General features: G+C 68.2%; 27 protein-coding genes. 19 read left to right on the forward strand and 8 right to left on the reverse strand.

From position 1 onward, the window contains the following. Positions 1-41: 41 nt before the first annotated feature. On the reverse strand, positions 42-1,292 hold the full coding sequence (gene urtA / locus ACNQFN_RS03160; RefSeq protein WP_068637953.1) for an urea ABC transporter substrate-binding protein: 1,251 nt from the start codon (positions 1,290-1,292) through the stop codon (positions 42-44). A gap of 326 nt (positions 1,293-1,618) precedes the next feature. Between urtA and ACNQFN_RS03165 the strand changes: the two genes are divergently transcribed. Continuing rightward, on the forward strand, positions 1,619-5,080 hold the full coding sequence (locus ACNQFN_RS03165) for an ATP-binding protein (protein WP_245650941.1): 3,462 nt from the start codon (positions 1,619-1,621) through the stop codon (positions 5,078-5,080). Further along, positions 5,073-5,735 carry a response regulator transcription factor gene (locus tag ACNQFN_RS03170; protein WP_068637957.1) on the forward strand — a complete coding sequence of 221 codons (663 nt, stop codon included), beginning with the start codon at positions 5,073-5,075 and terminating at the stop codon, positions 5,733-5,735. Before ACNQFN_RS03165 ends, ACNQFN_RS03170 begins: the two co-directional genes overlap by 8 nt. A gap of 7 nt (positions 5,736-5,742) precedes the next feature. Here ACNQFN_RS03170 and dksA read toward each other — a convergent pair whose 3' ends face one another. Next, the gene (gene dksA, locus ACNQFN_RS03175; RefSeq protein ID WP_418647938.1) at positions 5,743-6,171 is read right to left on the reverse strand and encodes an RNA polymerase-binding protein DksA; all 429 of its coding nucleotides are present in this window, start codon (positions 6,169-6,171) and stop codon (positions 5,743-5,745) included. Between the two features lie 377 nt (positions 6,172-6,548). On the opposite strand from dksA, the gene ACNQFN_RS03180 reads away from it, so the two are divergent. The 12 genes from ACNQFN_RS03180 to ACNQFN_RS03235 all read left to right on the forward strand — a co-directional run bounded on the left by ACNQFN_RS03180 (position 6,549) and on the right by ACNQFN_RS03235 (position 16,013). Continuing rightward, positions 6,549-7,424 carry a hypothetical protein gene (locus ACNQFN_RS03180; RefSeq protein ID WP_418647939.1) on the forward strand — a complete coding sequence of 292 codons (876 nt, stop codon included), beginning with the start codon at positions 6,549-6,551 and terminating at the stop codon, positions 7,422-7,424. 190 nt (positions 7,425-7,614) lie between these two features. Next, entirely contained in the window at positions 7,615-8,520 is a 906-nt protein-coding gene (locus tag ACNQFN_RS03185; RefSeq protein ID WP_418647940.1) for a DMT family transporter, read from the forward strand. Between the two features lie 64 nt (positions 8,521-8,584). Next, on the forward strand, positions 8,585-9,193 hold the full coding sequence (locus ACNQFN_RS03190) for a class I SAM-dependent methyltransferase (RefSeq protein ID WP_068636217.1): 609 nt from the start codon (positions 8,585-8,587) through the stop codon (positions 9,191-9,193). 251 nt (positions 9,194-9,444) lie between these two features. Further along, on the forward strand, positions 9,445-10,314 hold the full coding sequence (locus tag ACNQFN_RS03195) for an urease accessory protein UreD (protein WP_068636218.1): 870 nt from the start codon (positions 9,445-9,447) through the stop codon (positions 10,312-10,314). 42 nt (positions 10,315-10,356) lie between these two features. After that, the gene (gene ureA, locus ACNQFN_RS03200) at positions 10,357-10,659 is read left to right on the forward strand and encodes an urease subunit gamma (RefSeq protein WP_068636219.1); all 303 of its coding nucleotides are present in this window, start codon (positions 10,357-10,359) and stop codon (positions 10,657-10,659) included. Between the two features lie 10 nt (positions 10,660-10,669). Further along, positions 10,670-11,053, forward strand: coding sequence for an urease subunit beta (locus ACNQFN_RS03205; protein ID WP_169802961.1), 384 nt, complete (start codon positions 10,670-10,672; stop codon positions 11,051-11,053). Between the two features lies 1 nt (position 11,054). Next, positions 11,055-12,761 (forward strand): urease subunit alpha, encoded by a 1,707-nt coding sequence (gene ureC, locus ACNQFN_RS03210; RefSeq protein WP_068636220.1) that lies wholly within the window; start codon positions 11,055-11,057, stop codon positions 12,759-12,761. 53 nt (positions 12,762-12,814) lie between these two features. Beyond that, on the forward strand, positions 12,815-13,342 hold the full coding sequence (gene ureE, locus ACNQFN_RS03215) for an urease accessory protein UreE (protein WP_068636221.1): 528 nt from the start codon (positions 12,815-12,817) through the stop codon (positions 13,340-13,342). Between the two features lie 35 nt (positions 13,343-13,377). Continuing rightward, positions 13,378-14,064, forward strand: a complete 687-nt coding sequence (locus ACNQFN_RS03220) for an urease accessory protein UreF (RefSeq protein ID WP_068636319.1) — start codon at positions 13,378-13,380, stop codon at positions 14,062-14,064. Beyond that, positions 14,061-14,693 carry an urease accessory protein UreG gene (ureG, locus tag ACNQFN_RS03225; protein ID WP_068636222.1) on the forward strand — a complete coding sequence of 211 codons (633 nt, stop codon included), beginning with the start codon at positions 14,061-14,063 and terminating at the stop codon, positions 14,691-14,693. Before ACNQFN_RS03220 ends, ureG begins: the two co-directional genes overlap by 4 nt. Before the next feature lie 58 nt (positions 14,694-14,751). Beyond that, positions 14,752-15,324: a HupE/UreJ family protein gene (locus tag ACNQFN_RS03230; RefSeq protein ID WP_068636223.1), complete on the forward strand. Its 573-nt coding sequence runs from the start codon at positions 14,752-14,754 to the stop codon at positions 15,322-15,324. Positions 15,325-15,422: 98 nt separating this feature from the next. Continuing rightward, complete coding sequence (locus ACNQFN_RS03235) at positions 15,423-16,013, forward strand: NADPH-dependent FMN reductase (protein ID WP_418647941.1); 591 nt, start codon at positions 15,423-15,425, stop codon at positions 16,011-16,013. A 25-nt stretch (positions 16,014-16,038) separates the two neighbouring features. Here the strand turns inward: ACNQFN_RS03235 and ACNQFN_RS03240 are convergent, their stop codons facing one another. Then, a complete protein-coding gene (locus tag ACNQFN_RS03240; RefSeq protein ID WP_418647942.1) occupies positions 16,039-16,386 on the reverse strand; it encodes a DUF1840 domain-containing protein in 348 nt (115 codons plus the stop codon). 29 nt (positions 16,387-16,415) lie between these two features. Beyond that, positions 16,416-16,973, reverse strand: coding sequence for a hypoxanthine-guanine phosphoribosyltransferase (locus tag ACNQFN_RS03245; protein WP_068636320.1), 558 nt, complete (start codon positions 16,971-16,973; stop codon positions 16,416-16,418). A 150-nt stretch (positions 16,974-17,123) separates the two neighbouring features. On the opposite strand from ACNQFN_RS03245, the gene upp reads away from it, so the two are divergent. Further along, positions 17,124-17,756 carry a uracil phosphoribosyltransferase gene (upp, locus tag ACNQFN_RS03250; protein ID WP_418647943.1) on the forward strand — a complete coding sequence of 211 codons (633 nt, stop codon included), beginning with the start codon at positions 17,124-17,126 and terminating at the stop codon, positions 17,754-17,756. A 79-nt stretch (positions 17,757-17,835) separates the two neighbouring features. On the opposite strand, the gene ACNQFN_RS03255 is transcribed toward upp, so the two are convergent. From ACNQFN_RS03255 to ACNQFN_RS03265, 3 genes are read right to left on the reverse strand one after another with little or no spacing between them, the layout of a single operon-like run. After that, positions 17,836-18,183: a YqjK-like family protein gene (locus ACNQFN_RS03255; RefSeq protein ID WP_068636227.1), complete on the reverse strand. Its 348-nt coding sequence runs from the start codon at positions 18,181-18,183 to the stop codon at positions 17,836-17,838. A 13-nt stretch (positions 18,184-18,196) separates the two neighbouring features. Further along, positions 18,197-18,589, reverse strand: coding sequence for a phage holin family protein (locus ACNQFN_RS03260; protein ID WP_068636228.1), 393 nt, complete (start codon positions 18,587-18,589; stop codon positions 18,197-18,199). A gap of 8 nt (positions 18,590-18,597) precedes the next feature. After that, positions 18,598-18,909, reverse strand: coding sequence for a DUF883 family protein (locus ACNQFN_RS03265; RefSeq protein WP_068636229.1), 312 nt, complete (start codon positions 18,907-18,909; stop codon positions 18,598-18,600). 271 nt (positions 18,910-19,180) lie between these two features. Between ACNQFN_RS03265 and rquA the strand changes: the two genes are divergently transcribed. Further along, entirely contained in the window at positions 19,181-19,888 is a 708-nt protein-coding gene (gene rquA, locus ACNQFN_RS03270; protein ID WP_068636230.1) for a rhodoquinone biosynthesis methyltransferase RquA, read from the forward strand. A gap of 18 nt (positions 19,889-19,906) precedes the next feature. On the opposite strand, the gene ACNQFN_RS03275 is transcribed toward rquA, so the two are convergent. After that, positions 19,907-20,689 (reverse strand): exodeoxyribonuclease III, encoded by a 783-nt coding sequence (locus tag ACNQFN_RS03275; RefSeq protein WP_418647944.1) that lies wholly within the window; start codon positions 20,687-20,689, stop codon positions 19,907-19,909. 15 nt (positions 20,690-20,704) lie between these two features. Between ACNQFN_RS03275 and pyrE the strand changes: the two genes are divergently transcribed. Genes pyrE through ACNQFN_RS03290 form a run of 3 tightly spaced genes read left to right on the forward strand, consistent with a single transcriptional unit; the run spans position 20,705 to position 22,838 of the window. Then, entirely contained in the window at positions 20,705-21,373 is a 669-nt protein-coding gene (pyrE, locus tag ACNQFN_RS03280) for an orotate phosphoribosyltransferase (protein ID WP_369404200.1), read from the forward strand. Further along, positions 21,354-22,034 carry a hypothetical protein gene (locus tag ACNQFN_RS03285; protein ID WP_418647945.1) on the forward strand — a complete coding sequence of 227 codons (681 nt, stop codon included), beginning with the start codon at positions 21,354-21,356 and terminating at the stop codon, positions 22,032-22,034. Before pyrE ends, ACNQFN_RS03285 begins: the two co-directional genes overlap by 20 nt. A gap of 12 nt (positions 22,035-22,046) precedes the next feature. Beyond that, positions 22,047-22,838 carry an NAD-dependent deacylase gene (locus ACNQFN_RS03290; RefSeq protein ID WP_068636233.1) on the forward strand — a complete coding sequence of 264 codons (792 nt, stop codon included), beginning with the start codon at positions 22,047-22,049 and terminating at the stop codon, positions 22,836-22,838. Positions 22,839-22,886: the final 48 nt, after the last annotated feature.

Consider the following 22,886-nt stretch of genomic DNA (forward strand, 5'->3'; position numbering starts at 1 on the left):
CAGCGCCGCCGCACCGTGAGCGGCGCGGCGGCTGGCGGGGCTTACTGGTAGCCCTTGGGGAAGGGGTCCGGAACCATCAGCTCGGGCGATTCCGCCACCACCTTGAAGCTGCCGTCGGGCTGGCCTTCGGCGATGCGGGCCTTGCTGTACAGGTGGTGGTTCTCGTGGATCTTCACGTAGCCTTCGGGCGCGGTCGGCAGCTCGATGCCCGGCGAGGCAGCGACAACCTTGTCGACGTCGAAGCTGCCCGCCTTCTCGACCGCTGCCTTCCACAGCCAGGGGCCGAGATAGGCGGCCTGGGTGACATCGCCGATCACCGCCTTTGGCCCGTAGGCCTTCTTGAAGGCTTCGACGAAGGCCTTGTTGTTCGCGTTGTCGAGCGACTGGAAGTACTTCATCGAGGAGTAGAAGCCGGCGAAGTTTTCGCCGCCGACGCCCAGCATCTCGTCCTCGGTGACCGACAGGGTCAGCAGGAACTGCCTGGCGCCGGTGATGCCGGCCGCCTTCAACTGCTTGTAGAAGGCCACGTTCGAGCCGCCCACCACGGCGGCGAAGATGCAGTCCGGCTTGGCGATCTTGATCTTGTTGATCAGCGAGTTGAAGTTGGTGTGGCCGAGCGGGTAGTACTCCTCGCCGACGATCTTGCCGCCCTGGAAGGCTTCGACGTGCTTGCGCGCGATCTTCATCGAGGTGCGCGGCCAGATGTAATCGGAGCCGATCAGGAAGAAGGTCTTGGCGCTCTTTTCCTGCTTGGCCCAGTCGAGGCCGTACAGGATCTGCTGGGTGGCTTCCTGGCCGGTGTAGATGACGTTCTTCGACTGCTCCAGGCCTTCGTAGAAGGTCGGGTAGTAGAGCAGGCCGTTTTCCTTCTCGAAGATCGGCAGCACCGCCTTGCGCGAGGCCGAAGTCCAGCAGCCGAACACGGTGGCGACCTTGTCGTTGACCAGCAGCTTGCGCGACTTCTCGGCGAAGGTCGGCCAGTCGGAGGCGCCGTCTTCCTTGATGACGCGGATCTTGCGGCCGAGGATGCCGCCCATCGCGTTGATCTGGTCGATGGCGAGCTGTTCGGCCTGGATCGAGCCGGTCTCGGAGATCGCCATGGTGCCGGTGGCCGAGTGCAGCTGGCCGACCACGACTTCGGTGTCGGTGACGGCCAGGCCGGTGGTGTTGACCTGGGCAGTGGGCAGCGCGGCGGCATGACCGATGCGGGACATCGCCAGGGCGAGCGGGAGGGCAGCGGCGCCGAGCATGAACTTGCGGCGCGGGGAGGAGGGCAGGTGCTGGTCGGACATGGATCGCTCCTTGATGGGTGGGCGGCGGTGCGGGAGGCGGGACGGCTTGTCGTCTCGCTGCGGTGCACAAATTACCCATCGGGTGCGATGCGGCGAATACGTCAAACGACGTATGGGGATGCGTGGGCGGCGGCGCTATGGTCTTGTGCAGCGCACAGCCGCGATGCCGCGTGCCGGTGCATGGGCATCAACGGCATGCACCGGCGCGGTGCATGCGCGGCGGACGCGGTGCCGCCCTGGGGCCGCAGCTGCAGGATGTGCCGGACAGGAATGCCTTTTGCTGAACCTCGGGGCCGACCCGATTTTTCCATTCGCAGCCCATCGCCGTGACCGCTCCCGCCACCCAGCGCATTCTCCCCATCCGCCGCGAGTACAACGCCTGGGTCGCGGACGAGACGCTGGAGGACTACGCACTGCGCTACGCGCCGCTCGGCTTTCGCAAGTGGTCGTTCTCGCGCATCGCCAATACCGCGCTCGGCGCGGTGTCCTTCCTCGCGCTGGAAGCGATCGGCGGCACCATCGCGCTGAACTGGGGCTTCACCAACGCGGTATGGGCGATCGGCCTGGTGGCGCTGGTGATCTTCCTCACCGGCCTGCCGATCAGCTACTACGCCGCGCGCGAGGCGCTGGACATGGATCTGCTGACGCGCGGCGCCGGCTTCGGCTACATCGGCTCGACCATCACCTCGCTGATCTACGCCTCCTTCACCTTCATCTTCTTCGCCATCGAGGCGGCGATCATGGCGCTGGCGCTGGAGCTGTGGTTCGGGCTGCCGCTGCAGTGGGGCTATCTGCTCAGCTCGCTGGTCGTGATCCCGCTGGTGACGCACGGCATCACCTGGATCAGCCGCCTGCAGGCGTGGACCCAGCCGGTGTTCGTCGTGCTGCTGCTGGCGCCCTTCTTTTTCATGCTGGTGCGCGAACCCGGGCTGTACGCCGCCTTCACCGACTTTGGCGGCCGCCACGGCGGCAATACCTTCGACTGGCTGGCGGTCGGCGCCGGCTGTACCGTGGCGGTGGCGCTGATCTCGCAGATCGGCGAGCAGGTCGACTTCCTGCGCTTCCTGCCGCCGCCGGGCAGGCGCAACACGCTGCGCTGGTGGGCTTCGGTGATCGCCGCCGGTCCGGGCTGGATCATTCCCGGCGCGCTGAAGATGCTGGGCGGCGCCTTCCTCGCCTTCGTCGCGCTGCAGGCGATGGTGCCGCCGGACAAGGCCTTGCAGCCGACGCAGATGTATCTGGCCGGCTTCAGCCACGTGGTGGATGATCCGCGTGCGGCGGTGGCGCTGGCCTGCATCTTCGTCATCATCTGTCAGGTCAAGATCAACGTCACCAATGCCTATGCCGGCTCGCTGGCATGGTCGAACTTCTTCTCGCGCCTCACCCACAGCCATCCGGGGCGGGTGGTATGGCTGATCTTCAATGTGCTGATCGCTTTGATGCTGATGCTGCTGGGGGTATTCGAGGCGCTGGAGCAGGTGCTCGGGGTGTATGCCGCCGTGGCGGTGGCGTGGATCGGCGCGGTGGTGGCGGATCTCGTCGTCAACAAGCCGCTCGGCCTGTCGCCGCGCCGCATCGAGTTCAAGCGCGCCTACCTGTACGACATCAATCCGGTGGGCGTGGGCTCGATGCTGGCCGGTTCGGTGCTGGGCATCGTCGCCTTCGGCGGCCATCTGGGTGCCGCGGCGCAGGCTTTCGCGCCCTTCATCTCGCTCGGCACCGCCTTCGTGCTCGCACCGCTGCTCGCCTGGGCCACCGGCGGCCGATACTACCTCGCCCGGCCGCGCGAGACACAGTGGCGGCCGGCGCAGTTGCTGCGCTGCGTGGTGTGCGAGAACCGCTTCGAGTCCGAAGACATGGCGCAGTGCCCGGCCTACGGCGGCGCGATCTGTTCGCTGTGCTGCACGCTGGATGCGCGCTGCCGCGACCGCTGCAAGCCGGCGCCCAGCCTGCTTGGGCGTCTGGCGCCGCTGGTGGCGGGCTGGATGCCCTCGCCGGCCTCGGCGCGGGTGGCGCGGCGGGTGGGGCAGTTCCTGCTGGTGTTCTCGGTCTGCTGCCTGGTGCTCGCCGCAGTGGTGGCACTGGTCTACCAGCAGGAGCTGATCGCCGCCGAAGCCGGCGAGACCGATCTCGGCATCGCCTTCGTGCGCATCTTCGCGGTGCTGGTGCTGCTGGCCGCGTTGGGCATCTGGTGGCTGGTGCTGGTCAATGAGAGCCGGCGCGTGGCGCAGGAAGAGTCCGAGCGCCAGAACCAGCTGCTGCTGCGCGAGATCGAGGCCCACCGCGACACCGATGCCAAGCTGCAGCAGGCCAAGGAAGATGCCGAGGCCGCCAACGCGGCCAAGAGCCGCTACGTGCGCGGCATCAGCCACGAGCTGCGCACACCGCTCAACACCATCCTCGGCTATTGCCAGATCATGCTGCGCGACACCGACCTGCCGCGGCGGCGGCGCGATGCGATCTCCACCATCCAGCGCAGCGGCGAACACCTGCTGGGGCTGATCGACGGCCTGCTCGACATCGCCAGCATCGAGGCCGGCCGCCTGCAGTTCAGGCGCGAGGAAATCCGCTTCGGCGAATTTCTCGCTCACATCGAAAAGATGTTCCGCCTCGAAGCGATGAAGAAGGGGCTGGATTTCCGTACCGAGTCCGGCGACGGCATGCCCGAAGTGGTGCAGGGCGACACCGGCCGCCTGCGCCAGATCCTGATCAACCTGCTTGCCAACGCGGTGCGCTACACCGAGCGCGGCGAAGTGCGGCTGAAGATCGCCTGGCGCAGCGAGACCGCGGTGTTCGAAGTCTGCGACACCGGCTGCGGCATCGCGCCGGAGGACATGGAGCGCATCTTCCTGCCCTTCGAGCGCGGCGCCGGGGCGGATGTGGCCAGCGTACCGGGCACCGGCCTGGGGCTGACGATCACCCGCCTGCTGGTCGAGCTCGCCGGCGGCCAGCTCACCGTCAGCAGCACGCCGGGGCGCGGCAGCGTGTTCCGCGTCAAGCTCCACCTGCCGCGCGTCGCCCGGCCGAGGCTGGCAATGCGGCCCGAGCGCGAGATCCGCGGCCATGCCGGCCGCCGCCGCTGCCTGCTGGTGGTGGACGACCAGCCCGGCCAGAGCCGCCTGATCGCCGACATGCTGCGGCCGCGCGGCTTCCTGGTGCATGAGTGCAGCCAGCCGGACGAAGTGCCGGGCCTGCTCGACAGCCTGCGGCCCGATCTGGTGTTCCTCGATGTGTCGATGCCGCTGCTCGACGGATGGACGCTGTGCCGCCGGCTGCGTGACGCCGGTCACGGCATGCCGATCGTGATGGTATCGGCCAATGCCTACGAGAACCTGCTGCAGCGGCGTGAGGCGGCAGGCTGCGACGATTTCATCGTCAAGCCGGTGCTGGAAACCGAACTCTTCGCGCGCCTGAGCGCCTGGCTGGGACTGAGCTGGATCTATGCGGACGCGCACGGTGCAGGCGCCGGGCAGGCCATGCCGGTACAGGCATCGGCGTCGGATGCACTGCGGCGGGGCGCGGGAGAGGCCGGCGAAGCGTCGCCGCCGGCCGCTGGTCCGCTCGCCGCCGCACCGGCCCCCGGGCTGTCGGGACTGTCCGCACGCGTCCGCGCCGAACTGCGCGACTTCGCCGATCTCGGCCACCTGCAGGGCCTGGTCCGCCGCCTCGACGAACTCGAGGTCCTGCATCCCGAGCTGCAGGTGCCGCTGGGCTCGCTGCGCGAGATGACGATGGCGCTGCGCTTCGACTCCCTGCTTCGAGTGCTGGATGAGGCTGCCGATGACTGAACTGGATGGCACGCCGCGTGAGCGCGCGGTCGTGCTGCTGATCGACGATGCGCCCGACACCGTGCGCATGATCGCCGAGGCGCTCGACGATGCCGGCTATACCGTGCTGGTGGCGACCGATGGCGCCACCGCGCTGAAGCGGGTCGAGCGCGTCATTCCCGACGCGGTGCTGCTCGATGCCTGCATGCCGGGCATGGATGGTTTCGAGACCTGCCGCCGGCTCAAGCAGGTCTCGGGCATGCGCACCGTGCCGGTGATCTTCATGACCGGGCTGGCGGAAACCGAGCGCCTGGTCGAAGGCCTGTCGGCCGGCGGCATCGACTACCTGGTGAAGCCCGTGGTGCCTGACGAACTGGTTGCCCGGCTGCGGGCCCATCTGCGTGTCGCGCGCGAAATGAACGCTGCGATGCAAACTCGTAGCAGCGAGGCTGCGGAGGAAGGTGCGCCGTCGAGCCCGCTTCCCAATCCGCTGACCCCGCGCGAAATGGACGTGCTGGAATGGGTGGCGCGCGGCAAGACCAATCGCGACGTGGCGGAAATCCTCGACATGAGCCCGCGCACCGTCAACAAGCATCTCGAGCACATCTACGAGAAGCTCGGGGTGGAAACGCGGACCGCTGCGGTCGCCCAGTTTGCTCGGCTCTCCCGCCCCTGAGCGGCGTTCAGCCGCCCTGCATCCTGCGCCGCGCCTCGTGGATTTCCTGCGCCTCGACGCTCAGCGTGGCGGTCGGCCGTGCCAGCAGGCGGGGAATGCCGATCGGCTCGCCGGTGTCCTCGCACCAGCCGTAGCTGCCGTTGTCGATGCGGACCAGGGCCTCGTCGATCTTGTGCAGCAGCTTGCGCTCGCGGTCGCGCACGCGCAATTCCAGCGTGTGGTCTTCTTCGAGCGAGGCGCGATCGGAAGGGTCGGGCGTGCTTTCGAACTCCTGCAGGTGCAAGGTGGTGCGGTGGGCGGACTCCAGCAGCGCGTCGCGCTCGCGTTCCAGCAGGGCGCGGAAAAAAGCCAGTTGCCGGGCGGACATGTATTCCTCGGCGGGGGCCTGGCGAATCTCGGCTTCGCTGGGCAGGGAGTCGGTGGCGGTCGCATTCATTGTGTTTCCTCCTTATGGCTGCGCTGCGTGCCGAACCTGGGTTCGCGCGCCTTGCGGTCGAAAAGCCCCGTCACCATACACGTCTATCGAGCCGCGTGGATGTGGGAAATTCCCTCGACAGGGGCGCTTCGTCCGTGGATGGCAGCGCAATTGCATATTGCATGTGCGATTGGCATGGTTTGTGCGTTGCAGCGGGATGCACGGTATCAGGCAAGTCTGATGCGGGCTATCACGGCTGTGTGATTTCCGTACGCGAAGTGTGCTGTTAACTTGCAAAAAGCGCACGCAAAGTCGTTCGCCAGCCTGTTTGCATCGATCTGTCCGATTCTCGTTCCGCTTCCTTCCCCTGCCATCCGAACCTTTCTCCGGAGCCCAAAATGATAAAGAGACAACTTCGCGGTAAAACGCTCGCCACCGCCTGTGCCTTCGCCGCCCTGCCGGCCGTCGCCCAGGCGGCGACCTGGAGCGACACCTTCATCGGCTATCGCTACGGCACCGACTTCCGCGAGCCCAACAACACCGAGAAAGTGCGCAAGCATGTGCTGCAGCTCACCCATGCCAGCGGCTATTCGATCGGGCAGCATTTCGTGAACCTCGACGTCTTCCAGTCCGACGACAAGGATCCGACGACGCGCAACGGCAGCAACGGCGCCACCGAGTTCTACCTGACCTACCGTCACCAGTTCCATCTGGGCAAGATCTTCGACCGGCGCCTCGCCTTCGGTCCGGTCAAGGAAGTCGCGCTGACCGCCGGCTTCGACCTCAACACCAAGAACACCACCTTCGCGCCGCGCAAGCGCCTGCTGGTCATCGGCCCGACGCTGAAGTTCGACGTGCCGGGCTTCCTCGACGTCAGCCTGCTGTACGGCAAGGAATGGAACCACTGCGGCCTCGGCTCGCCCGCCTGCCCGAAGAGCGACATCACTTTCGACCCGCAATGGATCCTGAGCGCGGCCTGGGGCATCCCCTTCAATGCCGGTCCGGTGCCGCTGAAGTTCCAGGGCTTCATCAACGTCAATAGCGAAAAGGGCAAGGACTACGCCGGCGTCGAGACCAAGACCGAAACCCTGATGCGCACTTCGCTGATGGTCGACGTCGGCCAGATGGCCTGGGGCAAGAAGAACACTTTCCTGATGGGCGTGGGCTACGAATACTGGCGCAACAAGTTCGGCAACCATGCCTTCGCCAATGGCGACCAGAAGCCGGGCATCAAGACCACGGCGCCGATGTTCCAGATGGAACTGCACTTCTGAGGAAGTCCGCGGCGATTCGAACGAAAACGGGGCCATCGTGCCCCGTTTTGTTTGTAGACTCGGCGCTGGGCGAGGGCGGCCGGCGAGGCAGGCCGGCAGCAGGCTTCGTTCCGATCATGAAATCAGATGGTGGGATCGCACCCGCCACGCTGCCGCCCCTGCGGCTGCCGGCTTCGAGGAGACACGGTCGATGAATGGAAACGAGGCGGCGGCATCGCAGGATGCAGCCGGAGCGGCAAGGCAGGCCATGCTCATCGTCCTGCTGACGGCCGCCACCATGCTGGCTTTCGCGGCCAATTCGCTGCTTACCCGGCTGGCTTTGCAGACCACGGCCATCGACCCGACATCCTTCATCGTCGTCCGTCTCGCCTCGGGTGCGGCAATGCTGGCGCTGATCGTGATGCTCCAGCGCCTCGGGCTGCCGTCGCTGCAGAAATCCTGGCCGTCCGCCGTGCTGCTGTTCATCTATGCGGTGGCTTTTTCCTTCGCCTATCGCGGCATCGACACCGGTGCGGGGGCGCTGCTGCTGTTCGCCAGCGCGCAACTGACGATGATCGCCTACGGCTATGCCCGCGGCGAGCGTGCCAGCCTGCCGGGCGTGCTGCTGGCACTCGCCGGTCTGGTGGCCTTCCTGGCGCCGGGCGCGTCGGCGCCGGCGCTGCTGCCTGCCGGGTTGATGACGATCGCCGGCATCGCCTGGGGCGGCTTCTCGCTGCTCGGGCGCTTCAGCCAGGACACGCCGGTGGGCAACACCGCCAGCAGTTTCATCTGGGCCCTGCCGCTGGCGCTCGGCCTGATGTTCCTGCAGCGCGACGCCATCCGGCTGGACGGCGTCGGCGTGGCCTATGCGTTGTTGTCCGGCGCCGTGATGTCGGGGCTGGGCTATGCGGTGTGGTACTGGGTCCGGGTGCGGATGACCGCGATCGCCGCCGGTTCGGTGCAACTGAGCGTGCCGGTGCTCAGTGCCCTGCTCGGCATGATGATGCTCGGCGAGCACCTGGGCGCGGAGCGCTGGCTGGCGGGCGCGGCGGTGCTGGCCGGCGTGGCGATCACCACCTTGTCGGCGGCCAGGCGTGCCCGGCAGCGCAAGGGCTGAAGTCTCCCTGCCGGCATCCGCCGCGGTCTGCCCGGTGTGCCGGGGTGCCGGCGCGCGTTCTTTCATGTGTGTCGAAGGGCGGGACTATCTTCGCTGCGGACGCTGCGAGGCGACTTTTCTGCTGCCCGCGCAGCGCCCGGCGGCGGCGGCCGAGCGGGCGGAATACGCGCTGCATTGCAACGATGCCGCCGATCCGGCTTATCGCCGCTTTCTCGGCCGTCTGGCCGCGCCGCTGCTGGCCCGATTGGCGCCGGCGAGTACGGGGCTGGACTACGGCTGTGGCCCCGGCCCGGCACTGGCCGGCATGCTGCGTGCAGCCGGACATGCGGTGGCGCTGTACGACCCCTTCTTCGCGCCGGATGCTGCGGTGCTGGCGCGAAGCTACGACTTCATCACCTGCACCGAGGCCGCGGAGCATTTCCATGACCCGGCAGCCGAATTCGCCCGCCTCGACGGCCTGCTGCGGCCCGGCGGCTGGCTGGCGGTGATGACCTGCTTCCAGGCCGACGATGCCCGCTTCGCCGGCTGGCATTACCGCCGTGATCCGACGCACGTGGTGTTCTACCGCGAGTCGACCTTCCGCTGGCTGGCGGATCGTTTCGGCTGGCAGTGCGAAGTGCCGTGCAAGGACGTGGTGCTGATGAGGAAAGCGCAGGGCGGCGAAACGCCGTAAGGCAGGGCGCCGGCCGCTGCGGCTTCAGCCTGCGGGATCGGGGCACGGCAGCAGGTTCGATGCACTCGGTGGCCTTGCCTCGAGACGCCGATCGAGTTCATGCACCGAGATGGTGCAAGTCTTCGAGTGCAGACCGTCCGATTGCCTGCCATCGACCGCTCCGGTGCCGGAGTGGCGCTGAAATTTCCTTGATCGACAAGCAGATACGGCCTTCATGCCAGTGCTGGAACGCCGTTTGCTTGTCGTCCGGCATGAACGCCGTAAGCACGCCCGAAACCCATGCCCTGGCCGAGCAGCCCGCCGGCCGTGGCTGGCGGGCCGAATTGCGCCTTGGCTATGAGCGGCGCGGCGGGCGGACGGTGCTGGCGCGCCGCGAACATGTCGGACCGCTGGTGGTGCAGCGGGCGCTGTATCCCGAAGGGGAGGCGGTGTGCCACACCATTCTGGTGCATCCACCGGCGGGAATTGCGGGCGGCGACCGCCTGAGCGTCGATCTCGACGTCGGTCCGGGCGCGCATGCGCTGGTGACCACCCCGGGCGCGGGCAAGTGGTACCGCAGTGCGGGGCAGGTGGGTTCTCTGGTGCAGCGCATCGAAGTCGCTGCCGGCGGCGTCTGCGAATGGTTGCCGCAGGAGAGCATCGTCTTCGACGGCGCGCTGGGCGAGCTGTCCTCCGAAGTGCGCCTGCATGGCGACGCCTGCTTCATCGGCACCGAGATGCTGTGCTTCGGGCGCACCGCGTCCGGCGAGCGCTTCGGCCATGGCGAACTGGCGATGCGCACCCGGATCGAGCGCGACGGCCGCCCGCTGTGGCTCGAGCGCGGTGTGCTGGCGGGCGGCAGCGCTTTGCTCGGCGCGGCGGTGGGCATGCAGGGACAGCCGGTCGGCGGCAGCTTCGTCGTCGCCTCGCCGCACTGTGATGGTGCATTGCTCGAATGCTGGCGCGGCATCGAAACCGAGGCGGGCGAGGGCGCGGTGACGCTGCTGCCCGGCCTGCTGCTGGCGCGCTGGCTGGGGCCGGCATGCGAGCCGGGGCGGGCGTGGTTCGCGCGCCTGTGGGCGGCGGCGCGGCCGGTGGTGGCCGGGCGGCCGGCGCAGACCCCGCGCATCTGGAATACCTGATCAATTGTGTTGCAGGCGGCGCCCGGCGCCGCGGAGAGGACGATGGAACTGACGCCACGCGAGAAGGACAAGCTGCTGATCTTCACCGCCGGCCTGCTGGCCGAGCGGCGGCGCGCACGAGGCTTGAAGCTGAACTACCCGGAGGCGGTGGCGCTGATCACCTGCGCGATCCTCGAGGGCGCGCGCGACGGCCGCACGGTGGCCGAACTGATGAGCCACGGCGCGACGCTGCTGACGCGCGAGGAGGTGATGGAAGGGGTGGCGGAGATGATCCCGGACATCCAGGTCGAGGCGACGTTTCCGGATGGAACCAAGCTGGTGACGGTGCATGCGCCGATCGTGTGAGGAGAAAAGGATGATCCCAGGAGAATTCTTCGTCGCCGACGGCGACATCGAGCTCAACGCCGGCCGCGCCACGCTGAGCCTGGCGGTGAGCAATACCGGCGACCGCCCGATCCAGGTCGGTTCGCACTACCACTTTGCCGAGACCAATGACGCGCTGGTATTCGACCGCGCGGCGGCGCGTGGCTTCCGGCTGAACATCGCGGCGGGCACGGCGGTGCGCTTCGAGCCGGGGCAGTCGCGCACCGTCGAGCTAGTGGCGCTGGCCGGCGAGCGTGAGGTGTATGGCTTCAACGGCCAGGTGATGGGAGCACTGGGCGAACCTCCGCGCGCATTGCATTCGCTGCCCCCCATGGGGACGCGGGCCTCCCTCGGGGCGGCCCGGCAGGAGGCCTGAGATGGCAATGATTTCGCGCCGCGCCTATGCGGAAATGTTCGGCCCGACGGTGGGCGACCGGCTGCGGCTGGCGGACACCGAGCTCGTGATCGAGGTCGAGAAGGACTGGACGATCTATGGTGAGGAGGTGAAGTTCGGCGGCGGCAAGGTGATCCGTGACGGCATGGGCCAGGGCCAGGACGTGTCGGCCAACGTGGCGGACACCCTCATCACCAACGCGTTGATCATCGATGCGGTGACCGGCATCGTCAAGGCCGACGTCGGCCTCAAGGACGGGCGCATCTGGTGCATCGGCAAGGGCGGCAACCCGGACATCCAGCCGGGGGTGACGATTCCGGTCGGCGCCGGCACCGAGGTCATCGCCGGCGAGGGCATGATCCTGACCGCCGGCGGCATCGACAGCCACATCCACTGGATCTGCCCGCAGCAGATCGACGAGGCGCTGAGCAGCGGCGTCACCACCATGCTGGGCGGTGGCACCGGGCCGGCGACCGGCACTTTCGCCACCACCTGCACGCCGGGGCCGTGGCACATCCATCGCATGCTGGAGGCGGCGGATGCCTTTCCGATGAACATGGGTTTCTTCGGCAAGGGCAACGCCAGCCTGCCGGCGCCGCTGAAGGAGCAGGTGGCGGCGGGCGCGATCGGCCTGAAGCTGCACGAGGACTGGGGCACGACGCCGGCGGCGATCGACAACTGCCTGACGGTGGCCGACGAGATGGACGTGCAGGTGGCGATCCACTCCGATACGCTCAACGAGTCCGGCTTCGTCGAGACCACGCTGGCCGCGTTCAAGGACCGCACGATCCACACCTTCCACACCGAAGGCGCCGGTGGCGGCCATGCGCCGGACATCATCAAGGCGATCAGCCGGCCCAACGTGCTGCCGTCGTCCACCAACCCGACGCGGCCCTACACCGTCAACACCATCGACGAGCATCTCGACATGCTGATGGTATGCCACCACCTCGACCCCGCGATCGCCGAGGACGTCGCTTTCGCCGAGTCGCGCATCCGGCGCGAGACCATCGCCGCCGAGGACATCCTGCACGACACCGGCGCGTTCTCGATGATGTCCTCGGATTCGCAGGCGATGGGCCGCGTGGGCGAGGTGGTGATCCGCACCTGGCAGACCGCGCACAAGATGAAGCTGCAGCGCGGCCCGCTGGCCGAGGATGCAGGCAGCGGCCATGACAACTTCCGCGTGCGCCGCTACATCGCCAAATACACCATCAATCCGGCGATCACGCACGGCATCGCGCACGTGGTCGGTTCGATCGAGGAAGGCAAGCTCGCCGACCTGGTGCTGTGGCGGCCGGCCTTCTTCGGCGTCAAGCCGAGCCTGGTGCTGAAGGGCGGCATGATCGTGGTGGCGGCGATGGGCGACCCGAATGCGTCGATCCCGACGCCGCAGCCGGTGCATTACCGGCCGATGTTCGGCAGCTTCGGCCGCGCGCTGAGGACCTCCGTCACCTTCGTGTCGCAGGCCGCGCTGCACAACCCGGCAGTGGCGGCGCTCGGCCTGCACAAGCCGCTGGTGGCGGTGAAAGGCTGCCGCACGGTGCAGAAGCGCGACATGGTGCTCAACGGCGCCACGCCGGACATCGAAGTCGATCCTGAAACCTACGTCGTCCGCGCCGATGGCGAGCACCTGGTGTGCGAGCCGGCGGACACGCTGCCGATGGCGCAGCGCTATTTCCTGTTCTGAATCCAGCCATGACGACTACCCTGACTCCAGACACCGGTGCGCCGGCCGCCGGGATGCCGGCCAACGATACCCTGGTCGAAACCGCTGCGGTGTTGCTGATCGAATCGCTGCACGAGGGCGCCGAAGTGGCGGCCGAGGTGCTCGAACTCGATTTCAACTACCGCACCAAGAGCCGCCTGCGCGCGAAGCTGGCGTCGGGCGCCGAGGCCGGGCTGTTCCTGCCGCGCGGCACCATCCTGCGCGGCGGGCAGAAGCTGCGCGCGAACGACGGCCGCATCGTCGAAGTCCGCGCCGCGCCCGAAGAGCTGATCGAAGCCCGCTGCGCCTCGGCGGTCGAGCTTGCGCGCGCGGCCTACCACCTGGGCAACCGCCACGTCGCGGTGCAGGTCGGCAGCGATGCCGGCGGCGGCTGGCTGCGCATCCAGGCCGACCATGTGCTCGAAGGCATGCTCGCCGGCCTGGGCGCGCAGCTCGTGAAGCTGCATGCGCCGTTCGAGCCCGAGGCCGGCGCCTATGCCCATGGCCACCAGCACCCCGGCGACGGCAGCGGCGCGCGCATCCACCTGATGGCGGGGCGCTGAAGGTGGCCGTGCCGCTCGTTCCGGGCGCCACCGGCATGGGCTTGCTGCCCTTGCTGCGCCTGCTGCAGTTGAGCAGCCCGGCGCTGCCGGTGGGTGCCTACACCTATTCGCAGGGGCTGGAGTGGGCGGTGGAAAGCGGCGCGGTGCGCACCGAGGCGGAGGCCGCGGCGTGGATCGGCGGCCTGCTGGAATGGAGCCTGGCGCGCTTCGAGGCGCCGTTGCTGGCCTGCCAGCTCGCGGCCTGGCGCGCAGGCGACGATGGCGAGGTGCTGCGCCTCAACGACGACTTCCTCGCCAGCCGCGAAAGCGCCGAGCTGCGCGCCGAGAGCGTGCAGATGGGCTGGTCGCTGGTGCGCCTGCTGGCCGAGCTGGACGCTTTCGCCGCGCTGCCCGGCTGGCGCGAACGCCTGCTCGCCGTCGATACGCCGGCCTTCCCGACCGCGTGGTCGGCCGCCGCCGCGGCCTGGCGGGTGCCGGCCGAGCAGGCGCTGGCGGCCTACCTGTGGGCCTGGGCCGAGAACCAGGTGATGGCGGCGGTGAAATGCGTGCCGCTGGGCCAGAGCGCCGGCCAGCGCCTGCTCGCCGCGCTGGGCGAACGCATCGCGCCGCTGGCGGGCACGGCGCTGTCTCTGCCCGAAGCGCGCTGGAGCAACCACACCCCCGGCCTGGCGATCGCCAGCAGCCGGCACGAAACCCAATACACGAGGCTTTTCAGATCATGAGCACGCATGTCCCCAATCAGCGCGGACCCTTGCGCGTCGGTATCGGCGGTCCGGTCGGTTCGGGCAAGACCGCGCTGACGCTGGCGTTGTGCCTGACCCTGCGCGACAAGTACGACATCGCCGTCGTCACCAACGACATCTACACCGCCGAGGACGCGCAGTTCCTGGTGCGCAACGAGGCGCTGGCGCCGGAGCGCATCATCGGCGTCGAGACCGGCGGCTGTCCGCACACCGCGATCCGCGAGGATGCGTCGATCAACCTGGAAGCGGTGGATCGCCTCAACGCGCGCTTTCCGGGGCTGGACATCATCTTCGTCGAATCCGGCGGCGACAATCTGGCGGCGACCTTCTCGCCCGAGCTGTCCGACCTGACGATCTACGTCATCGACGTCTCCGCCGGCGACAAGATCCCGCGCAAGGGCGGGCCGGGCATCACCCGCAGCGACCTGCTGGTCATCAACAAGATCGATCTCGCGCCGCTGGTGGGGGCATCCTTGGACGTCATGGAGCGCGACGCATGCAGGATGCGCGGCCCGCGCCCCTTCGTCTTCTCCAACCAGAAGACCGGGCAGGGACTGGCCGAGATCATCGGCTTCATCGAACGCCAGGGCATGCTGGTCGCCGCCTGATGCGGCTGCAAACCAGGGACACCAGAAAGAACGACACCCGATCACAGGAGCCATCGCCATGAAGAGCCGTTTCGCACTTGCCGCAATCCTTGCCGCCGCCTCGGGCGCGGCACTCGCCCATCCCGGCCACGAAACGGCCGGCTTCCTTTCCGGCTTCGCCCATCCGCTGGGCGGCCTCGACCACCTGTTGGCGATGCTGGCCGTCGGCCTGTACGCCGCACGCCAGCCGGGCGCGGCGCGCTGGATGCTGCCGGCCGGCTTCGTGCTGGCGATGCTTGCAGGCGCCGGGCTCGGCGCCCTTGGCGTGGCGCTGCCGGCGGTCGAGGCGGGCATCGCCGCCTCGGTGCTGGTGTTCGGCCTGCTGATCGCATTTGCCGCACGCTTGCCACTGGCGGCCAGCCTGCCGCTGGTCGCCGCGTTCGCGCTGTTTCACGGCCATGCGCACCATGCCGAAATGGGCAGCGCCAGTCTCGCGGCCTATGCGCTGGGGTTTGCGCTGGCGACCATGCTGCTGCACGGCACCGGCTATCTGATTGCGCGCTGGATGCCGGAAACGCCCGTCGCGCAGGGCATCAGGCGGGCGCTGGGCGCGCTCGTCGCGGGAACGGGGGCGGTGTTGCTGGGGGTGTGATCCGGTGTGTCGGTGCCGCCGAATTCGGGCGTCGCCGCGAAAGTTGTGCCAGAGTACGGCCCGAAAAGCTGTTTCTCGCTGACACGGAGCAAGCGCGCATGAAAGAAACGCCCCGCATCGTCGTGATGGCCGGCAGCAGCCGGCGGGATGCCTTGTCGCGCAAGCTTGCCGCCGCCTGCGTCGCGCCCTTGCAGGCAGCCGGCGCCGAGGCGCGCCTGATCGAGCTTGCCGATTACCCCGCGCCGCTGTACAACGGCGATCTCGAAGCCGAATTCGGCCTGCCGCCGTGCATCGTCGAGCTGCAGCGGACGCTGTATGACAGCGATGGCCTGCTGGTGGTGAATCCGGAGTACAACGGTTCGATCACGCCACTGCTGAAGAACACGCTCGACTGGTGCTCGCGCCCGAATGCGGCCGATCGGACACGTTCAGGCGGCGCGGTGTATGCCGGCCGGGCGGCGGCGGTGCTCGGCACGTCGGCCGGTGCGCTGGGCGGCATGCGCGTGCTGTTCCACGTGCGCGACATCCTCGGCTATCTCGGCATGCAGGTGATTCCGCAGCAGCTTGCGATCGCCCATGCGGACAGAGCAATCGGCGACGACGGCAGCCTGTGCGACGCGGCGCAGCGCACAGCGCTGGACAGGCTGTCGGCGGCCCTGGTCGATACCGCGCGGCGGCTGCGCGGCTGAAGCGCCGCGCAGGCCGGGTGCTGCCTCAGCTACCCCAGGTGACCGGCACCGCTTCTTTCTGCGCGGTTTCGAGCATGTCGAGCAGCGGCCAGGCGCGTTGCGCGAGCCCGACCGGCGCCGCCATGCCGCTGCGGCCGGCCTCGCGGTCGGCGGCATCGTCCTTTTCGGTGCGCTGGCGTTCGAGCTCGGCCTGGCGCGCGCGGTCTTCCTCGATCGCGGCGCGCAGGCGGACGATCGCATCCGGCAACTGCTCGACCGTGACGATGCCCTGGCTGTCGGCAGCGTCCTTGCCCATGATGGCGATGAGCTTCTTCGCCGAGTTGCCCAGCATCAGCACGTCGGCGCTGGCGGAAGACTTGAAGGTGTAGAGCATGGCGAGTCTCCTGGTGGTCGGGGTCGGTCTTACAGGCCTTTGACGGCGTAGATGCCCGGGGCATTGCGCCAATAGCCCTTGTAGTCCATGCCGCAGCCGAACAGGAAGCGGTCGGCGACGTCGAGGCCGCTGAAATCGGCACGCATGCCGGGGCTGGCCTTGCGTTCGTGCAGCTTGTGTACCAGCACCGCGGACAGCACTTCGGCGGCGCCTTCGTGCTTCAGGTGTTCGACGATGGCTTTCAGCGTGTGGCCCTCGTCGAGGATGTCGTCCAGCACCAGCACGCTGCGGCCGCGCAGGTCCTGCGTCGGACGCACGCGCCAGTCGAGCTGCGTGCCCTGCAGCGCATGGCCGTAGCGGGTGGCGTGCAGGTAGGCGACTTCGAGCGGGAACTGGAGGCGCGGCAGGATGCGTCCGGCCAGGATGAGGCCGCCGTTCATCACCGCATAGACCAGCGGATTGCTGTCGGCCAGGCGCGCGGTGATGGCCGCCGCCATGCGGTCGAGCGCCGCATCCACGGTTGCGCCGTCGGCGAGGCAGTCCGCTTCCTCGCGGGCGCGTTTGATTTCTTCCAGATCTGCTTGCATGTCGATGAGCCGCGGAGCCATGCCTGGCGAATGTTCAGGCCTGTCATTCTAGCGCCGAACCGGAAACGGCGCCGGGTGCCGTGTGTTCTTGTGCGCGCTTCGGCGGCGCGGTAAAAGAGGCAGGTCTTTGCCCTGCAGCCTGGAACCGCCATGCCCATCCACGAAATCCGCCACCCGCTCGTGCGCCACAAGATCGGCCTGATGCGCGAAGGCGATGTCAGTACCAAGAAATTCCGCGAGCTCACGGCCGAGATCGCGCGCCTGCTGGCCTACGAGGCCTGCAAGGATTTTCCGCTGGAAACGGTCGAGATCGATGGCTGGGCGGGTCCGGTCCGGATCGAGCGCATCAAGGGCAAGAAAGTCACCGTGGTGCCCATCCTGCGCGCCGGGCTGGGCATGCTCGACGGCGTGCTCGACATGGTGCCGAGTGCCAAGGTCAGCGTCGTCGGCATCGCGCGCGACGAGGAAACCCTGCAGCCGGTGCCGTACTTCGAGAAATTCGTCGGCCAGCTGGACGAGCGGATGGCGCTGATCATCGATCCGATGCTGGCCACCGGCGGCTCGCTGGCGGCCACGGTCGATATGCTCAAGCGCAAGGGCTGCAGGCAGGTTCGTGCGCTGGTGCTGGTGGCGGCGCCAGAGGGCATCGCGCTGATGAACGCGCAGCACCCGGATGTCGACATCTTCACCGCCAGCATCGACAGCCACCTCGACGGCCAGGGCTACATCATTCCCGGGCTCGGCGATGCGGGCGACAAGATCTTCGGTACCCGCCACGACTGATCTGCGGTGTGCCGCGGCGGACCTTGCTTCCGGGCAATGAGGCCGCCGGCCGGCGGCACGTGGGGAATGATGGCGCCGTTCAGGCCGACAGCGCGCGCTTCAGCGAGCGCAGCAGGCGCCGCAGCACCGGGACGGCAAACGGCAGCAGACGGCTGCCGCGAGCCTGGCGCAGCAGCAGCCAGCCCAGCCAGGCGCGCCGGGCCAGGCGCAAGGTGAGGCGTGGCTTGAACAGCAGCACGGTGATCACGCCGATCGACAGCAGCGGCACCTTTTCCTTCGCCCACGACAACTGGTCGCGCACGGCATCGAGGCGCGACAGGCCGGCTTCGATGCCGGCCAGGCGCGCCGCCATGTCTTCGCGCTGGGCCTCGGCGCGAAGCTGCAGGCGCTGCTTGCGCAGGGCGATGTCGACGAGTCGCGGGTCCATGGCGGAAAGCCGTTCAGCCGTCGTCGTCGGGCGCGCGCAGGGCATCCCGGTCGCGGGCGAGTTCGGCGAGGCTGGCGGCGAACAGCCGGCTGCCCTGCTTGAAATCGCGTGCCACGTTGGTGGCGGTGAACAGCGCACCGCCGAGGCAGATCGCGGTGGACAGGCCGAGTGCGAGCAGGCGGTGCTCCTCCCAGAACAGCACGGTCAGGAACACCATCAGGAAGACCAGGCCGAAGCCCAGCAGCAGCCCGCACAGCACGATGTTGATCGCCAGGCGGGCGAGGCGCAGCTTTTCTTCCTGCGCCTCGAGTGCCAGCAGTTCGAGCCGCGTCTGCAGCGTCTGCAGCGCGGCATCGGCGATGCCGCGCAGGCGCCCGGCCAGGCGAGGCTTGCGGGCCTGCTCCATCTTCGGCGTCAGCGGCGGCTGGCGAGCAGGCCGAGCAGGAAGGCGACGCCGGCGGCGACGCCCAGCGACTGCCAGGGGTGCTCATGCACGTAGTCGTCGGTGGCGCGGGCGGCCTTCTTGCCCGAATCGATCAGCGCGGCTTCGGCGTCGGACAGCTTGGCCTTGGCTGCGGCGAGGCGTTCGGTGATGCGGCCGCGCAGGTCGCCCAACTTGTCGCCGGTCTGGTCGGCGGTCAGGGCAAGCAGATCTTCTGCGTCGGTGATGATGGCCCTGAGATCATCGACGAGCTTGTCTTTCGAGGGGACTGCAGCTTTGGCCATGGTATCTCTCCTTGTTCATCCGTCATGAATGATCGCGCTTCTGCGCGCCCATCCACAGGCTAACGCCGCCGGGGGGCAAAGGCAATGCAAAAGCGGGTAACAAAAAATGGGTGCGTACCCTGAAATGGGCGCCAGTGCTGGCGCCGGAGGGTTTGTGCGGCGCAAAACCGCGTATAGTCCGACGAAGACCAACAGCCTGACGGCATCGTCCGGATACGCCATCCGTGTGGCGGGCGGCCAGCCAGGCAGCGATTCCCTTTCCCTCTGCCCGATGAGCATACGTACCGAATCCGTGCCGCAGGCCGGTAACAAGGCGTCCGGCGCGAAGCTGCCGGAATATCTGCGCCGCACCTATACCTGGGCCTACCTGAGCCCGCGCACCATGCCCTGGCTGGACCGGGCGCCGGTGGTGTCGGCAATCCTGTGGGGCAACGCCGGCCGCCTGATGCGCTGGGCGGCGGCGCAGTTCGCGCCGGGCGAGCACGTTTTGCAGGCGGCCTGCGTGTATGGCGATTTCTCGCCGATGCTGGCGCGGCGCGTCGGCCCGCAGGGGCGCCTGTCGATCCGCGACGTGGCGCCGATCCAGATCGACAACGTGCGGCGCAAGCTCGCCGGCCTGCCGCAGGCCGACGCCGAAGTGGCCGATCTCGTCGATCCACTGCCCACGCGTTATGACGCCGTGTGCTGTTTCTTCCTGCTCCACGAGGTGCCCGAGGCCGAGCGGCGGCGCATCGTCGCCAACCTGCTCGCGGCGGTGAAGCCCGGCGGCCGCGCGGTGTTCGTCGATTACCACCGGCCGCGCCCCTGGCATCCGCTGGCGCCGGTGATGGCGGGCGTGTTCCGTTGGCTGGAGCCCTTCGCCGAATCCCTGCTCGACGAGCCGCTGGGGACCCTCGCCGACGAGGCGGGCGACTTCGAGTGGCACAAGCAGACCCGCTTCGGCGGCCTCTACCAGCTCGTGGTGGCGCGCCGCCGCTGAGGCTGTGCGTGGCCTGCCCTACAGCGCCCAGTCGTAGTCGACCGTCAGCGGCGCATGATCCGAGAAGCGCTGCTCCTTGTACACCGCAGTGGCCAGCGCCGTGCCCGCGATGGCGGGCGTGGCGATCTGGTAGTCCAGCCTCCAGCCGACGTTCTTCGCCCAGGCCTGGCCGCGGTTCGACCACCACGTGTAGCAGGCATCGGTGGCCTCGGGGTGCAGGCGGCGATAGACGTCGATCCAGCCCTGCTCGTCGAACAGGCGGCTGAGCCAGGCGCGCTCCTCGGGCAGGAAGCCCGAGTTCTTCTGGTTCGATTTCCAGTTCTTCAGGTCGATCTCGCGGTGGGCGATGTTCCAGTCGCCGCAGACGACGACTTCCTGGCCGCTGGCGGCGAGCGCGGCCATGCGCGGCAGGAAGCGGTCCATGAAGCTGAACTTGATCTGCAGGCGCTCTTCCGAGCTCGATCCCGAGGGCAGGTACAGCGACACCACCGACAGCTTGCCGAAATCGAGCTGCAGGAAGCGGCCCTCGGCGTCGATGTCGGCGATGCCCAGGCCTTCGACGACGCGGTCCGGCTCGATGCGGCTGTAGATGCCGACGCCGCTGTAGCCCTTCTTCTCGGCATGGTGGAACCAGCCTTTCATGCCTTCCGGGCTGCGCATTTCCGGATTCAGGTCGCCGGCCTGCGCTTTCAGCTCCTGCATGCAGACGATGTCGGCCTGCTGGCGGGGCAGCCAGTCCAGGTAACCCTTGCTGACTGCGGAGCGGATGCCGTTGAGGTTGAGGGAGATGATGCGTAACATGGATGCTTTCCAGAAATGCTGCACAGCAGCCGGACAGCCGTGGATTTTAGCCGGGATTTCATCGCTCTCGCCTGTCGCAAGGGGGTGCTGCGCTTCGGCGCCTTCGTGACCAAGGCGGGGCGCAACTCGCCGTATTTCTTCAATGCCGGTCTGTTCGACGACGGTGCCTCCTTCCGCGAGCTGTGCGGCTACTACGCCCGCGCGATCCGCGCTTCGGGCGTGGCCTGCGACATGCTGTTCGGGCCGGCCTACAAGGGCATCCCGCTGGTCGCCGGCACGGCGATCCGCCTCGCCGAGGACGGCATCGACCTGCCGTTCGCCTTCAACCGCAAGGAAGCCAAGGACCATGGCGAAGGCGGCACCCTGATCGGCGCGCCGCTGAAGGGCGGCGTGCTGATCCTCGACGACGTGATCTCGGCCGGCACTTCGGTGCGCGAGTCGGTGGAGATCATCCGTGCCGCGGGCGCGACGCCGGCAGGCGTGGTGATCGCCCTCGATCGCATGGAGCGCGGCAAGGGGGCGCTGTCGGCGGTGCAGGAAGTACGCGAGCAGTTCGGCATTCCGGTGATCGCGGTGGCGACGCTCGAAGACCTGATCGCCTACCTGGCCGACAGTCCCGAGCTTGCGGCGAACCTGGGTGCAGTGCAGGCCTACCGCGAACAATATGGCATTGCGTCGAACTGAGCAGCCGTCCGGCAGGGGCGTGCTGGCGGGCGTGCTGGCCGCTGCGGCGCTGATGGCCGCCGATGGGGCGCTGGCCCAGGCGCAAGGCGGGCGCGTGATCTATTGCTGCGACGTCGGCAGCCAGGCGGTCTGCGGCGACATCCTGCCCCCTGTCTGCTATGGCCGGGCCTATCGCGAGATGAATCCATCGGGTACCGTGCGCCGCATCGTGCCGGCACCCTTGACCACCGAGGAAATCGCCCGGCGCAATGCGCTGGAACGGGAGCGCCGCGCCCAGGAGGCGCTCCGCCTGAAGCAACTGCGCATGGACGAGGCCCTGCTCGAAACCTATCGCAGCCTGCAGCATCTCGACGAGCGGCGCGACCGGGAAATCGGTGCGCTGGACAAGTCCATCCAGATCCTGCGCCAGCGCGAGGCCGAACTGATCGAGCGCCAGCACGAGCTGATCGAGGATGCGTCGCGGGCGGGCGAGGGCAATGCCGACCCGGTGATCGAGGAGAACATCCGCAGCCTGGACGGCGAGATCGTCGCCCAGCGCAGCGTGATCGATGCCAAGATGCGCGAGCGCTCGGCGATACTCGACCGTTTCGACGAGGACCGGCAGCGCTACATCGAGCTGACCTCGCCCGCCTCTTCCGCCCCGCAGCCCGGGGCGCGCTGAGTTCCTCGAGCCATGTACCGCGATCATCCGGATCCCGAACTGGACCGCGTCGCCACGCTGCTGGCCCGGGCGCAGCGCATCCTCTTCATCACCGGCGCGGGCATCTCGGCCGATTCCGGCCTGCCCACTTACCGCGGCATCGGCGGCCTGTACCACGAGCGCCTGACGGCCGAAGGGCTGACGATCGAGGAAGCGCTGTCGGGCGAGATGATGGCGCTGCGGCCCGAGGTCTCGTGGAAATACATCGCCGAGATCGAGGCCAACTGCCGCGGCGCCCGCCCTAATGCCGCGCACCGCCTGATCGCCGCGCTCGAGCAGGAGAAGCCGATGGTCTGCGTGCTGACGCAGAACGTCGACGGCCTGCATGCCGATGCCGGCTCGCGCAACCTGATCGAGATGCACGGCACGGTGCACCGCCTGCGCTGCGACGACTGCATGAATGCGCGCCGGGTGGCCGATTACGCCGGGCTGCAGATCCCGCCCGAATGCCCGCGCTGCGGCGGCATCATGCGGCCGGACATCGTGCTGTTCGGCGAGCAGTTGCCGCAGCGTGCGCTGGAGCGCCTGGAGCACGTATTGCAGCAGCAGCTCGACCTGGTGATCTCGATCGGCACCACTAGCGTCTTTCCCTACATCGCCGGGCCCGTCGTATGGGCGGCGCAGGACGGCGTGCCGACGGTGGAGATCAATCCGGGCGATACCGAGGTCAGCAGCATCGTCCGCCATCGCCTGCGCATGACCGCGAGCGAAGCGCTGCGCGCGCTGTGGGACCGAACCCATCCCAGCGAAGCTGCCGAAGGCTGAAGCTGCGCTGCCCGGCGTGATGGCTGGGTCGTCCGGCCTTGCTGTAGC

It is taken from the genome of Thauera butanivorans, from assembly GCF_048398245.1.
GTDB classification, from domain to species: domain Bacteria; phylum Pseudomonadota; class Gammaproteobacteria; order Burkholderiales; family Rhodocyclaceae; genus Thauera; species Thauera butanivorans.